Origin of the sequence: Pseudoflavonifractor sp. BSD2780061688st1 E11, from assembly GCF_005844125.1 — a bacterium.
Classification (GTDB): domain Bacteria; phylum Bacillota; class Clostridia; order Lachnospirales; family Lachnospiraceae; genus Sellimonas; species Sellimonas catena.
Genome location: NZ_SPHM01000001.1, coordinates 135,874 through 150,257, shown reverse-complemented (window position 1 = coordinate 150,257; position 14,384 = coordinate 135,874). Strand labels below are relative to the sequence as shown.

Genomic DNA, 14,384 nt, shown 5'->3' with positions numbered 1-14,384 from the left:
CTATTCTTCGCTCTTTGGCGCAAATTCCCGTACAAAGCACTCTGTCACATCCGTGTAGCCGTCCTGCGCAAGCTGCTCTTTCTGGAATTTCTTGTTTTTCTTCATATTGGAAACAAGAACCTGACATCCCTTTGCCCGTTCTTCTTTCGCAAGCTCCAGGATTCGGGTAATGCCTTCCGACGGCATTCCTTTTTCAATCAGGAATGCTTTCTTTTCCTTCCTGGTCGGAACCTGATAGCCGCTTTCTAAAAGCAGCAGGACAATCCGCTCGAATCCGATGGAAAATCCACATGCCGGCGTATCCTGTCCCGTAAACTTTCCGATCATCTTGTCGTAGCGTCCGCCTCCGCCTACTGATCCTCCGAACTCATCCATGGAGATCTCAAAAATCGTACCGGTGTAGTAGGACATTCCCCTGACAAGTGTCGGGTCAAAGCTCATCTTGAACTCCGCTTCTTTTACCGCTTCCACGCTGGAAATGATCGTCTCCAGGCCGTCTGCCACTTCCGGATCCAGAAATCCATCAAGCTTCTCTTTCAGGTAACGGATACCTTCCACATCACGTGTCACTTCCTTGAACAGTGTCAGGTAAGTCTCCACAACCTGTGCTTCATATCCCGCTTCTTTTAACTCGCTTTCCACACCTTCCAGACCGATCTTGTCCATCTTGTCCAGAATGATGAATACTTCATCAAAGCTTTCCGGAGCAAATCCACTGAAAGCAGCCATTGCCTTTAAGATCTGTCTGTCATTGATCCGGATAGTAAAGTTCTTGAAATCCAGTTTTCCAAGGAGTGTACTTGTGGCAAGGATCAGCTCGATCTCCGCAAGATTGGACGGCTCGCCCAGGATGTCGATATCGCACTGCATGAACTGGCGGTATCTTCCTCTCTGCGGACGGTCTGCTCTCCACACATTTCCGATCTGCAGTGCCTTAAACGGAGACGGCAGTTCATTCGCGTGATTTGCATAATATCTGGAAAGCGGCAGTGTCAGATCGTAACGGAGTCCTCCGTCCACCAGATCCGCCTCTGTCTTTGCTGTCTCCAGATTCAGCTTCGCCCCTCTTTTTAAAATTTTGAAGATAAGCTGCTCATTTTCTCCTCCCTGTTTGCTGAGAAGATTATCAATGTGTTCCACACACGGAGTTTCAATCGAAGAAAATCCAAATGTGCGGTATGTCTCTTTGATCATCTGTATCACATAGTCACGGATTTCCATCTCTCTTGGGAGCATATCGTTCATTCCGGTGACCGGTTTTTTCTTTAACGCCATAGCCATTCTCCTTTTCGCTCTATCATCTCGTCAATCCGGGCAATGTACTCGTCCACATTTTTCACATTTTCAATGCGGATCAGATTTGTCATCTTTTTCTTTTTGCTGCCCGGCATCTCTACTTCCTCCGGGAGGACAATCTTCGTGGAAGCACCCGCTCCCGCCGCAATAATCGACTGTTTTTCCTCCATAATTAGTATATTGTAAATTCCCGCTTTGTCAACCTCTGCATATCCGACATTCTCAAAATTTCCGGCCATATTTTTCTGGCGGTACAGATAGTACGGGACAAGCCCCATCTCCTCCGCGCACCGGTACGCCGCATCGATCATGGCCGTCAGGTCTTCTGCCGAAAGCAGGTGACCTGTAAAGCCTTCTCCGCTTCTCTGTTCCTGGCGCAGTCTCGATGCCCGCTTGATGGCAAGGGCATGCACCGTCAGACTGTCCGGGTGAAGCTCCCGGATCTGCCGCAGCGTATCTTCCATATCTTCCGGCGCCTCCCCAGGCAGTCCGGCAATCAGATCCATATTGATATTCTCAAAGCCGAGTTCCCTGGCCAGACGAAACGTCTGCACCACATCCTCCACTGTATGCCTTCTTCCTACCAGATCCAGTGTCTTCTGCTGCATGGTCTGAGGATTGACTGAAATCCGGCTGATTCCGTGGTTTCTTAAAACCTCCAGCTTCTCCCTTGTGATGCTGTCCGGCCGCCCGGCCTCCACGGTAAGCTCCAGAAGATGTTCATAGGAAAACTGCTGCTCCAGATGAGTCAGCAGACGGTCAAGCCGGGATGCACTAAGGGATGTCGGCGTCCCGCCTCCCAGATAGATCGTATTGAGTTTTTTCTCTTTGGAAACATCTGCAATATAGGAGAGCTCCCGGCAGAGCGCATCCAGGTAATCGTCCATCCGATCAAGATACTGCGCAATCGGGTAAGAAGTAAAGGAACAATATGCACAGGTTGTCGGACAGAACGGGATTCCGATATAGAGACTGTATCCATTCTCGTAATCCAGTCTGGACAACAGCTCCTTTTCCCTTTTTGCAATTGCCAGTCCCAGTTCCGCCTTTTCTTCCGAGACAAAGTGCTCCTTTTCAATCCAGTTCAGAATCTCCTGATCCGGCACTCCTTCTTCTAATTTCTGCATGAACATTTTGGTCGGCCGCACCCCGGTGAGACTTCCCCACGGCAGTTTCTTTCCTGCCATTTTACTCAGTTTCTCATAAAGTGCACTTACTACCAGATGCTTTCTCCTGCTTCTGTCCATCTGCCCGATTTCACCTTTCTCTCCGGCCAGGCTGACACAAAAACAAGAATCACGGTCTGTCTCGATCCTGACCTGTGACTCTTGCTCTTCATTAACCTGCTGTTCGATTTCTTCGTCCGGATAAAAAGCTTTCAACAGATGATACGCATCATATGTGTATAAAGTATCATTACATGTCAGCTTCATCATAGTCTCTCCCGCGTTTTATTTTCTCAAAAACGGATTGTATTTTTTCTCTTCGCCGATGGTGGTCGCATCCATATGACCAGGCAGGACTTTCGTCTCATCCGGAAGACAGAGGAGCTTTTCCTCAATCCCGCGTACCAGATCTGACATGCTTCCTCCCTCAAAATCCGTGCGTCCTACAGAATGGTGGAACAGAGTATCCCCGCTGAAGAGAATTCCCTCATCCGCCAGATAATAGCAGACTCCGCCCGGCGTATGGCCCGGCGTAAAGAACACCTGAATGTCAAAACCGGCGATGTGGAGCATTTCTCCGTCTTTTACATAGACCGCATCGGAAAACGTGTATCCGTTCGTATAGATATCGGACTGATTCCAGTGGGCATCCTGTAAAAGCGCCGCTTCCCTCTCCCCTGCGTAAACCGGCACATCATAGACCTTCCGGAAATCCTGGATTCCCATAATATGGTCAAAATGTCCGTGGGTCAGGAGAACAGCCTTCATGTCAAGGCCCTCCTCCTGAATAAAGTTCATCAGCTTTTTCGGACATGCTGCCGGATCGACCAGCACGGCCTCTTTTGTGTTTTCATCGTATAAAACGTAGGTATTTGTCCCGATAATGCCTGTTACAAATGTCTGAATCTTCATCTTTTTTTGCCCCGGCCTTTCTTTAGCCCGTCGTCCTTTCTATATCAATTACATTTTCAATCTGTCTGAGCTTGCCTACAAGGCGTCCCATCTCTTCTTTTCCTCTTACAACAAATCCCATCTCCACGGTAGATACGCCCTTCTTGCTTGTGCGCACATTCATCGTCTTGATATCGATCTCCGCCTCGGTAAAGACTCTGGAAATCTCCATCAGCATACCCGGCTTATCTTCCACAAACATTTTGATTTCCGCAAAATATTTGCCTTCGGAAGTTTCCGCAGCATCGGCCTCCCATTCTACCGGAATGAGTCTTGCTCTCTCTCTCTCTGTCAGATGAAGGACATTGATACAGTCTGTCCTGTGAATCGTAAGACCCCTTCCTCTGGTTACAAATCCTACGATCTCATCGCCCGGAAGCGGATTACAGCATCTGGAAAAGCGCACCGCCATGTCATCGATTCCTTTGACAATGACACCGCTTTTCGATTTTGCGATGTGTACCACGTTCTTCGATGCCTCTGCTACCTTTTCAAGTACAGCCTCATCCGTAATCTCCTGTCTGTGGTCTTTGTTATATTCTTCTGCAAGACGGTTAACAATCTGACCTTCTTTCAGTCCGCCGTGTCCGATTGCCGCAAGGACGGAATCCCAGTCCTTGAATCCGTATTTCTGCTGCACGATCTGCTGATATTTCGGTTTCATCAGATTACCCTGCTCATAGCCTTTGGCCTTGCAGTAGGAAATCAGCATTTCTTTTCCTTTGACAATATTTTCTTCTTTAAACTGCTTTTTGAACCACTGGTTGATCTTGTTCTTAGCCTGCGTGCTCTTGACAATGTTCAGCCAGTCGCGGCTCGGTCCCTTGGAATTCTGAGAAGTCAGAATCTCGATGCGGTCGCCGTTCTGAATCTTGTAGTCTACTTTGACAAGTTTTCCGTTGACTCTTGCACCGACCATTTTATTTCCCACCGCACTGTGGATCGCGTATGCAAAATCGATCGGCGTGGAACCGTTCGGAAGATTTTTGACATCTCCATTCGGGGTGAAGCAGTACACATCTTCCGCGAACAGATCCAGGTCTCCTTTGATCAGATTCAAAAACTCCCGGTTATCCGACATGTCTTTCTGCCAGTCGAGGATCTGGCGGAGCCAGCTTAACTTTTCTTCTTCCTGAGCCTTGATATTCTTCTTTCCGTCATTGGACTCTTTGTATTTCCAGTGGGCTGCGATTCCGTATTCGGCCGTCTTGTGCATCTCCTTTGTACGGATCTGAATCTCAAACGGCTGTCCGACGGAACTCATCAGCGTCGTGTGAAGTGACTGATACATATTCGGCTTCGGCATGGCAATGTAATCTTTAAACCTGCCAGGTACCGGTGTATACATCTCATGGATCACGCCGAGGGCCGCGTAACAGTCTTTCACCGTGTCAACAATAATCCGTACTGCAAAAAGATCGTAAATCTGGTCTACCGTCTTATCCTGATTAACCATCTTTTTGTAGATACTGAAGAAATGCTTGACTCTTCCATTGACTTCCGCCCTGATATGGGCATTTTCCATATGCTGTGAGACTTCCCTTACAATCTGAGCCACAAACTCTTCCCGCTCGGTCTTTCTCTCATTAATCTGCTGCACCAGGTCATAGAAAATCTCCGGATGGAGATACTTAAGCGCAAGGTCATCCAGCTCTGTCTTCACTTTGGAAATACCGAGTCTCTGGGCGATCGGAGAATAGATGTCCATCGTCTCTTTCGCTTTTTCCTTCTGCTTCTCCGGCTTCATAAACTGCAGCGTGCGCATATTATGAAGGCGGTCGGCAAGCTTGATAATGATGACACGGATATCCTTTGCCATGGCGAGAAACATCTTTCTTAAATTCTCCGCCTGCATTTCAAGCTTATCCGAAGAATAGGAAAGCTGTCCCAGCTTTGTAACACCATCCACAAGAAGCGCTACTTCCTCTCCGAATTCTTTTTCAATATCCTCTTTTGTAACCTCGGTATCTTCTACCACATCATGCAGAATGCCGGCCGCAATCGTTTCCTTGTCCATCTCAAGCTGTGCCAGAATAATGCCTACCCAAAGAGGATGAATGATATATGCCTCTCCGGATTTTCGGAACTGATTTGCATGGGCCTTGCTCGCCAGCTGATATGCTTTTTCAATCAGCGAAACATCTGCTGACGGGTGATATTTATGGATATGCCCGATCAGATAACGGTACAGCTCATCCGGGTCCTGATAGTCCTCAGGCTCTTTTACAGCATGGCCGTCCACAATCCGCATCCCCTGGCGGACTTCTGTCGTAACTTCTTCCGGTCTGATTTTTTCTGCCATATCATTCCCCTCCTTTACCTGTTTCTTCACTGCTTTACTCTCAAATATTATGTCGTTTTTTGGAATATATCTTTTAGTATATCATTATTTCCAGAATGTGTAAAGCAGAGCATTCTACAGGTTTTTCGCGTAATCCTGCCTTTTTTCTTATCAGTATTACCGATAATCGAGAATTGTAATCTGAAGCGTCCTTCTTCCCATGTAATCGTTGATTCCCGGATAGTAAGTAACATCCATCAAAATCGGATTTCCTCTTCCATATAAAAGATGGTCTTTTGCATCCGGTCCGTACTTTTGTGACAGACAGGAAAAGAAGGTCTCCAGATCACCAAAAAAGATGGCATCCATAGTGGTGTGGTCCGCATCTTCTACTTCCAGTTTCAACACATTTTGATGCTTTCCGATAACCCGTCCCCGCCGAAAAAGCAGCTTTCTCCGGGCAAACACCGGTTTCGTATTTCCTTTTCCAAACGGCTCCAGAAGAGAAAGTTCCTGCACAAAATCCTCGGTAATCTCACACAGAGGAAGCTGCATGTCGATCACAACTTTCTCCGTCAGGTCTTCTTCCGTCATTGTCGTATTTTCGTTCAGTTTTTTCCGAAGAGACAGAATTTTTTCTTCCGGGAGCGAAAGCCCCGCTGCCAGACGATGTCCGCCGAAACGTGTCAGAAGATCTTTGCATCTGCTCAGCTCATCGTACATATGGTAGGTTTCAATCGACCGCCCGGAGCCTTTTGCTCCTTCTTCTGCCTTTGTCAGGACAAACACCGGTTTGTAGTACCGCTCCCGCAGACGTCCTGCCACAATTCCCGCTATGCTTTCATGACATTTTGGCAGATACACCACAAGTACTTTATCCTCCTTTAATCCGGTTGTCTCCACCTGGACCACCGCCTCTTTCACTGCTTCCTCTGTCAGATTCTTCCGGCTGTCATTGAGAGCTTTCAGATCTCCCGCCAGAAGATCCGCTTCTTTTTTTGTCTTTGCGCACAGAAGCTCCAGTGCCCGTCTGGCTGTATCCAGACGCCCCCCGGCATTGATGCACGGTCCGATCACAAAGCCGATATGATAGGCAGACAGTCGGTCCGTATGGACTCCGGTACATTCCATCAGCGCGGCAAGTCCCGGATTTTTCGTTCTCTTCAGCATTTCCAGCCCCTGTTTTACAAAAATCCGGTTTTCGTCGGTCAGATCCATAACGTCTCCTACCGTCGCGATGGCTACATTTTCCATCAGATAATCCACATCTTCCGGATCTCTTCCCATGGCATTGTAAAGTGCCTCGACCAGCTTGTAGGCCACAGCTGCTCCGCACAGTCCTTTGAACGGGTACAGGCAGTCCTCTCTTTTGATATCCACCACCGCGTCGGCAGGCGGAATCAGGTAGCCGCGTGTACCGTCTTCGTATTCTTCATACGGCACTTCATGATGGTCTGTTACAACGACAGCCATTCCCATACTTTTCCCATACGCGATCTCTTCGCGCGCTGCGATTCCGTTGTCACATGTCACAATTGTATCAATATTGTCATCCAGCGCACGGTCAATCAGATCAATATTTAACCCGTATCCGTCCCTGACACGATCCGGGATGTCATAATCCACTTCTGCGCCCAGTCCTTTCAACCCCTCCAGAAGAATATATGTAGCATTGACTCCGTCAATGTCATAATCTCCGATAATGCGGATACTCTGTTTCTCCACAATCTTTTCCTTCAGAAGATCCACCGCCTTATCCATATCTTTCATAAGCATTCCATCATACAGATCCGCGATGGTTCCATTCAGATAACGGTCAAAAGCCTCCTCTCCGATAATATCCCGGTTGCGGATCAGCGCCGCTGTTCTCGGCCGGATCCCAAACCGTTTCCCCAGCTCTGTAAAATTTCCTCCCTTTCTAAGCAGTACCCAGTTTTTCATCGATTGTATTCCTCCAAAAAAGCAAAAGGATGCCGCAAGATCCATACTTTCCATCCTGCTGCATCCTTTTCATGTTTTATTTCTTCTTTCCGGTTCTTGTCTTCATAACGTACCAGAGTGCTCCCGTGATACATACGGAAGAATATGCACCGCACACGATACCGACCATCAGAGGCAGTGCAAATTCTCTGACTGATGTGACACCAAAAACAAAGAGCGCAAACACCATAATAAACGTCGTCAGAGAAGTATAGATGCTTCTTGTCAGCGTCATTGTGATACATCTGTTTACAAGTTCGGCAAGTGGTTCTTTCTTCCTCCGCGCTTTCAGCTCCTCCCGGATCCGGTCAAATATTACAATGGTTGCATTGATCGAATATCCTACAATTGTCAGCATGCACGCAATAAAGGTACTTCCGACTGTAATACGGGATACGGCGTAAAAGGCAAGCACGACGAGGACGTCATGAATCAGGGCCGTCACCGCGCTTGTGGCAAACCGGATGTCCTTAAACCGGAACCAGATATAAAGAAGCATGCAGACTGTGGAGATAATCACCGCAACGACCGCATCCTGCCTCATCTCCGCACTGATTGTGGAACTGATGCTGGAATAGGTAATGTCCGAATCCGACACCTGGAACTCATCAGCCAGTGCCTGATTTAATGCCTCCCTCTGGTCAAGATCAAGGGCTTTCGTCCGGATGACAATCTCAGTGCTTCCTTTTACCTTCTGTGTCTGTACTTCCGAGTCTCCGGATGCTTTCTCAACCACCGGAACAATCCGGGATTCAATTTGCGAAATCGAATAATCTTTCTGAAAATCCACTGTCGTGGATGTTCCTCCCCGGAATTCCAGACTGTAGGCCAGCATACCGTTTTCTTTCACATGATGATATCCCATCACGGCAAATCCGGCAAGGATCACAAGCAGGGAAACAGCAAAGCAGATCTTTCTCTTTCCAAGGAAGTCTACCGGCTTTCTTTCCTTCATTTTCTTTGCATAGAACTTCTCGTTCCGGATTCCCACCGCATAGAACGAATTGATGATCATCCGTGTAATTACCAGCGCGGTAAACATGGAAACGACGATGCCAAGAGCCAGTGTCTGCGCAAATCCTTTGACCGTTCCCGATCCCCGAAACCAGAGTACCGCTGCTGCAATCAGCGTCGTGACATTTCCGTCAATGATTGCGGAAAGTGCCTTGTGAAATCCGCTCTTCAGCGCGTTCTGCACACTCTTTCCGGACGCGATTTCTTCCCTCACCCTTGCAAAGATAATGACGTTTGCATCCACAGCCATTCCAATGGACAAAATGATTCCGGCAATTCCCGGAAGGGAAAGAGTGATGTCAAATGCGTTCAACAGCACCAGCACCAGTCCGGTATAGATCAGAAGTGCAAGCCCTGCAGCAAGTCCCGGAAGCAGATAAACAGCAATCATAAAAAGGATGACTGCCGCAAGTCCGACTGCTCCTGCCAGAAGACTTGTACTGATTGCCTCCCCGCCAAGCTGGGCTCCCTGCACCTGTGAGTTGAGCTCTTCCAGTTCCAGGGAAAGACCGCCGATCCGGATTGCGGAAGCAAGCTCTTCGGCTTCTTCATAACTTGCCATTCCGTCAATATAAGCGGTATCCACAGTAATAGCTTCATTCACAGTCGGGGAACTGATTACCTCGCCGTCATAGATAATGGAAATTTCCTTTCCGACATTCTTCTCTGTCGCCTCGGTAAACTTTTCTTTTCCCTGCTCATTTAACTGAAGCTCTACCGTATATTCATTTGCTCCTGTCGTCTGGTTCTGACCGCTCATCGCCTTTGCGGTTTTAATGTCGCTTCCTGTCAGAACCGTCTCGCCATCTGCTGTCTGAAATTCCAGCGATCCCGGCTGTCCAAGCTCTTCCAGAATCTCATTGGCATCCGACACTCCCGGAATGGAAATGCTGATACGATTGTCTCCCTCCTGGTATACATTCGCTTCCGTACTGTATGCTTCTACTCTCTTCTGCAGTTTGTAGATGGTGTCCCGCATCTCTTCCGGCGACGGGTTTTCCTCTTTTGCCTGATAGGTAATGCTGACCCCGCCGGCCAGATCCAGCCCGAGTTTGATGTTTTCCATGGCACCGCTTTGGGAACGGCCCCATCCGATGGCTGTCGTATATACCAGCAGTCCGATTATAAGGACTGTCACAATCAATCCTGCGATCCCTCTGCTTTTCTTCACACTTTACATCCCCTTCTCTAAGCTTCTTCGCTCTCTCCGGAGTTGTCCGCCAGCGCCGCTTTGATCATGATGGCGCATTCCACACGTTTTCTTTCCATCTCGCATCCGATGTCATATGCATCATTCAGATTTCCCTCAAAATGGTATGCATTCGCCATACATCCGCCGCTGCAGTAGAACTTCGCAAAGCAGTTTTTACATTTTTCTTTTGAGTAGACATTACAGCACCGGAATGCGTCCGCAATCTCAGGCTTTGTAATACCCTCATCTACATTTCCCATCAGGAAATCCTCATCTCCTACAAACTGATGACAAGGATAGAGGTCTCCCCACGGTGTTACAGCCAGATATTCGGTTCCCGAACCGCATCCTGACAACCGTTTCGCAAGGCACGGTCCGCCTTCCAGGTCGATCATAAAATGGAAGAAATTAAATCCATTTCCTTCTTTTTCTCTCTGAATCATATATTTTGCGAGTTTATCATACTCCTCAAAAATCTGAGGCAGGTCTTCCTCCCTGATTGCGTACGGGTCTGTATCATCACCGACAACCGGCTCGATAGACATCTGCTGAAATCCGAGATCTACAAAATGGCGCACATCCTCTGAAAAATCCAGGTTCTGTCTCGTAAATGTACCGCGCACATAGTATTTCTGCTGGTTTCTGCTCTCGGCAAGTTTCTGGAACTTTGGAACAATCAGATCGTAGCTTCCTTTTCCATTCCGGAACGGACGCATCCGGTCATTGACTTTCCTTCTTCCGTCCAGGCTCAGCACGACATTGTCCATCTCCTTGTTGATAAACTCCTGAATTTCATCATTCAGCAGTACGCCGTTTGTCGTAACAGTAAAACGGAAATGTTTATCGTGAATCTTCTCCTGCTCTCTTCCATATGCCACAAGATCTTTGACAACCTGCCAGTTCATCAGCGGCTCCCCGCCGAAGAAGTCTACTTCCAGGTTTCTTCTGCTTCCGGAATTTGCGATCAGAAAATCCAGCGCCTTTTTCCCTACTTCATAGGACATCATCGCACGTCTTCCATGATATTCGCCCTCCTCGGCAAAACAGTATTTGCACGCCAGATTGCAGTCATGGGCAATATGGAGACAGAGCGCCTTTACTACTGTCTTTCTTTTCATGACATCCTGTATACAGGACTCATGAGTATCCGGTGCGAAGAGCTGTCCTGCCTCCGCTAGTTCAGCGAGATCATCGAGCACCTCGTCAATCTCCTGCGGATTATATTTCTCCTGATACTGTTTTTTAATTTTTTCCTTTGTCTCACCCTCCCGGATGGTATCGGCTGTCTGCTCCGGATTCATCGCGGTCAGTGCTGCGATCAGATCGTATCCCATCTGATCTACGACATGGACACATCCGCTGTTAACATCCAGAACGATATTATATCCATTATTCTGGTACTGATGGATCACTTTGTGTACCCCTTTCTCTTTTTTCTGTAGACATCAAGAGACAGCGACCAAATAGCCGCTGTCCTGTAATTTCACTTATAAGTCCTGTCTGCCTATTTCTTCTGTTCGCAGGTCTGGTTTCCTACTGTGCAGGAAGTCTTGCATGCTGACTGGCAGGATGTCTGGCATTCTCCGCATCCGCCTTTTTTCATTGTGTTGTTTAAAGTCTGTGTATTTAATGTTTTAATGTGTTTCATCCTGATTTCCTCCTTATGCATTTTGCTAGAAATTATTATATCATAGGCGGTTCCTTTTTTAAAGCCTTTTTTTCGTTTACGACAGCATTCCGCCAAGCATTCCTCCGGCCGCGCACAGTATCAGCGTTGTCACAATCTGCATCGTATCGCCCTGAAGGGTGTGATATACACCAACGGACACCAGTACCAGGAGCAGAAAATATAGCATTCCAAGAATCAGTCCCCAGATAAATTTCCGTACTTTCTGCAGCTTCCCGATCAGAAAACCTCCCGCAAACGCGGACACAACATAGATACCGGTAATTCCTGCCGTCACTTTTCCTTTATCCAGATTCAGCTTATAAAGCAGCACCGCCAGCACCAGAAGCAGGATTCCCGTAACGATGTAGGATACCAGAAGTGCCTGAAAGATCCGCATGACCCCCGATTTTTGTCCTTTTACTCTCATCGCATCCCCCTTGTCCCGTTTTTCTAAGACTATTGTATGATGCGGATTTTCTCTTTATGACTACGTTTCCATCTGACTCCCAAGAAATGCAGCCGCGCACTGAGCCAGTTTCTGACAGATTTCTTCGGAAATGCCTTTTTGCCGCTCCGGTCTGACAAAAAGAACTGATCCGATCACATCGCCTCCTGCCAGCACCGGACAGACAAAAATTTCTCCATAGTCCACCATCTTTTCTTTCAGAAAATTGATACCGGATCCCCCGCTGTGGCTTATGGATACCGCTCTCCGTTCTTCCAGAAGACAGACAAACTCCTCTGATACCTCCTGTTCTGCTACATCTTTTCTCCCTGTTCCGGAAGCAGCAATCACCTTTTCCATATCCGTAATGCAGGAAAGCATTCCCGATGCCTGCGCCAGACTCTCTGCATAGTTCTGCGCAAATGTATATATTTCTCCAAGCGGAGAATACTTCTTCAGAATAACCTCGCCGTCCTGGCCCGTAAAGATTTCCAGCGGAGTTCCCTCGCGGATTCCCAGTGTTCTGCGTATTTCTTTTGGAACAACCACCCTTCCAAGATCGTCGATTCTTCGCACAATTCCCGTCGCTTTCATTTCTGTAAAGTTCCCTCCATTTCACAAATCAGCCGCTTTTTCCGGCTTTCACATAAGGCTAGTATCTGCAAAAGGAAAATTTTTATTCTGTTTGCACTTTTTCTTCAGAGATAGTAAAATAGAGAAAAACGTTTAGGAGGTCCATAAGGCTATGAGTAAAATCGATGATGTAAGAAAAGAAATGGTCGCTGCCATGAAGGCCGGCGACAAGGCAAGAAAAGAAACTCTGTCTTCTCTTCTTGCCGCTCTGAAAAATAAAGCAATCGACAAGCGGGAAGATCTGACTGAGGAAGAGGAAGTACAGGTTGTCTTAAAGGAGATCAAACAGACAAAAGAGACTCTGGAGATGACCCCGGAAGACCGTACCGAAATCATTGAAGAATGCCGGGCACGGATCGCGGTTCTTGAAGAATTTGCCCCGAAGATGATGGGAGAAGAGGAGATCAGATCTGTCATCGCCTCTGTTCTCTCTGATATGGGTCTGGATCATCCGACTGCAAAAGACAAGGGAAAGATCATGAAAGAGCTGATGCCGAAGGTCAAAGGAAAAGCCGATGGCAAACTTGTAAACGAACTTGTCAGCACATTTTTTTAATAAAAGACAAAAATGAAGCAGCCTATTCGGCTGCTTCTTCTGTATTATCTGTATTTTCGGAATCAGTGGATTCTCCACTGTCTGTGCTGTCGGAAGTATCTTCTCCCTCTGCACTGTCAGAAGTATCTTCTCCATCTGTGTTTTCTGAAGAGCCTTCTGTACTGCCGCTGTCTTCTGAGCTGTCCTCTGTCTTCAGGGCAACCCCCTGACCGTTAAAGTCGATCTTTTCCCAGACATCCTTGTTTTCCTTGATGTCAGTGTCTTCTTTCCAGCCATCAAGGATCTCATTGTATCGCTCAGACTCACGTTCGGAGATGATCTCCTGTTTCTTGCTGTCCGTTGCGCTCTGATCAAATGTGGATGTCACCTTTGCCACATAGTATCCGGTATCTGTCTCTATCACATCAGTTACCTGGCCTGCTTCCAGTTTGTCCGCCGCCTGAATGAGCTCCTCATTCGGGGATGTCGTACTGGAGTCAAACGTCAGATCCACTGCTGATTTCTCCTGATCCTCTGCGGCCTGACTGAAATCTGTGCCGCTGTTCACCGCGTTCAAAAATGTTTCCGCCTTCGCTTTTGCCTCTTCCTTTGTATCTGAAGTATTTTCGGAATCACTTTCTTCGGATTCCTCCGTATCCGAGTAGGTAAATGCTACATACTGCAGCGCTTTCTGGGCGGCCTCCTCATCGGAAACATTCCGGTCCACATCTTTTAGCATCTCAGTCTGTACTTTCTGCTGGATTGTAAAGAGTTCCAGAACCTTCTGCACCGTCTCCTTGTCGCCGGAAATCACATCCCGGACCTCCGCATCGTTTGCCTCTACAAACTGGTCCGCAGCATCTTCAATCGACTTCTTTTCTTCGTCTGTCAGTGAAACGCTGTAATCGCCGGCATGCTCGTTAACCAGATAGAGTTCCTCCAGCGACTGCATGATCGTCTCCTTGGCCGACTCTTCGTAAGTCGTTCCTTCCTCAACCTCGGTTGTCCACATGTTTTCTCCCAGCATAGAGCTGTAATAAGTCTCATACATTGCCTGCTGATATCTTGCAAAGAAATTTGCCACATTTCCTTTAATTTCTGTATCTCCCACGGTCGCAACGACATCGCTGTCTTCAATCGTCTGCTGTCCGCAGCCTGTCATTGCTCCTGCTGCCACAGCGGCAGTCAAAAGGACTACTGCCAAACGCTTTTTCATACTGTC

12 protein-coding genes are annotated in these 14,384 nt (G+C 47.7%); 1 reads left to right on the top strand and 11 read right to left on the bottom strand.

The window, feature by feature from the left end; genetic code table 11:
• The 10 genes from hisS to FGQ85_RS00605 all read right to left on the bottom strand — a co-directional run bounded on the left by hisS (position 1) and on the right by FGQ85_RS00605 (position 12,588).
• The gene (gene hisS / locus FGQ85_RS00650) at positions 1 to 1,275 is read right to left on the bottom strand and encodes a histidine--tRNA ligase (protein ID WP_087168307.1); all 1,275 of its coding nucleotides are present in this window, start codon (positions 1,273 to 1,275) and stop codon (positions 1 to 3) included.
• Complete coding sequence (gene hemZ, locus FGQ85_RS00645) at positions 1,266 to 2,729, bottom strand: coproporphyrinogen dehydrogenase HemZ (RefSeq protein ID WP_330616787.1); 1,464 nt, start codon at positions 2,727 to 2,729, stop codon at positions 1,266 to 1,268. Before hemZ ends, hisS begins: the two co-directional genes overlap by 10 nt.
• An 18-nt stretch (positions 2,730 to 2,747) precedes the next feature.
• Entirely contained in the window at positions 2,748 to 3,374 is a 627-nt protein-coding gene (locus FGQ85_RS00640) for an MBL fold metallo-hydrolase (protein WP_087168309.1), read from the bottom strand.
• Positions 3,375 to 3,396: 22 nt separating this feature from the next.
• Complete coding sequence (locus tag FGQ85_RS00635) at positions 3,397 to 5,664, bottom strand: bifunctional (p)ppGpp synthetase/guanosine-3',5'-bis(diphosphate) 3'-pyrophosphohydrolase (protein WP_343215478.1); 2,268 nt, start codon at positions 5,662 to 5,664, stop codon at positions 3,397 to 3,399.
• 207 nt (positions 5,665 to 5,871) lie between these two features.
• Entirely contained in the window at positions 5,872 to 7,635 is a 1,764-nt protein-coding gene (gene recJ, locus FGQ85_RS00630) for a single-stranded-DNA-specific exonuclease RecJ (RefSeq protein ID WP_087168373.1), read from the bottom strand.
• 76 nt (positions 7,636 to 7,711) lie between these two features.
• The gene (secD, locus tag FGQ85_RS00625) at positions 7,712 to 9,859 is read right to left on the bottom strand and encodes a protein translocase subunit SecD (protein ID WP_138372403.1); all 2,148 of its coding nucleotides are present in this window, start codon (positions 9,857 to 9,859) and stop codon (positions 7,712 to 7,714) included.
• 17 nt (positions 9,860 to 9,876) lie between these two features.
• The gene (gene scfB / locus FGQ85_RS00620) at positions 9,877 to 11,292 is read right to left on the bottom strand and encodes a thioether cross-link-forming SCIFF peptide maturase (protein WP_138372402.1); all 1,416 of its coding nucleotides are present in this window, start codon (positions 11,290 to 11,292) and stop codon (positions 9,877 to 9,879) included.
• A gap of 92 nt (positions 11,293 to 11,384) precedes the next feature.
• The gene (gene scfA / locus FGQ85_RS00615; RefSeq protein WP_008976445.1) at positions 11,385 to 11,528 is read right to left on the bottom strand and encodes a six-cysteine ranthipeptide SCIFF; all 144 of its coding nucleotides are present in this window, start codon (positions 11,526 to 11,528) and stop codon (positions 11,385 to 11,387) included.
• Between the two features lie 76 nt (positions 11,529 to 11,604).
• Positions 11,605 to 11,976: a TIGR04086 family membrane protein gene (locus tag FGQ85_RS00610; RefSeq protein WP_087168312.1), complete on the bottom strand. Its 372-nt coding sequence runs from the start codon at positions 11,974 to 11,976 to the stop codon at positions 11,605 to 11,607.
• Between the two features lie 60 nt (positions 11,977 to 12,036).
• The gene (locus FGQ85_RS00605; RefSeq protein ID WP_087168313.1) at positions 12,037 to 12,588 is read right to left on the bottom strand and encodes a stage V sporulation T C-terminal domain-containing protein; all 552 of its coding nucleotides are present in this window, start codon (positions 12,586 to 12,588) and stop codon (positions 12,037 to 12,039) included.
• Between the two features lie 151 nt (positions 12,589 to 12,739).
• Between FGQ85_RS00605 and FGQ85_RS00600 the strand changes: the two genes are divergently transcribed.
• Entirely contained in the window at positions 12,740 to 13,183 is a 444-nt protein-coding gene (locus FGQ85_RS00600) for a GatB/YqeY domain-containing protein (protein ID WP_138372401.1), read from the top strand.
• Positions 13,184 to 13,205: 22 nt separating this feature from the next.
• On the opposite strand, the gene FGQ85_RS00595 is transcribed toward FGQ85_RS00600, so the two are convergent.
• Positions 13,206 to 14,378 (bottom strand): peptidyl-prolyl cis-trans isomerase, encoded by a 1,173-nt coding sequence (locus FGQ85_RS00595; protein WP_087252562.1) that lies wholly within the window; start codon positions 14,376 to 14,378, stop codon positions 13,206 to 13,208.
• Positions 14,379 to 14,384: the final 6 nt, after the last annotated feature.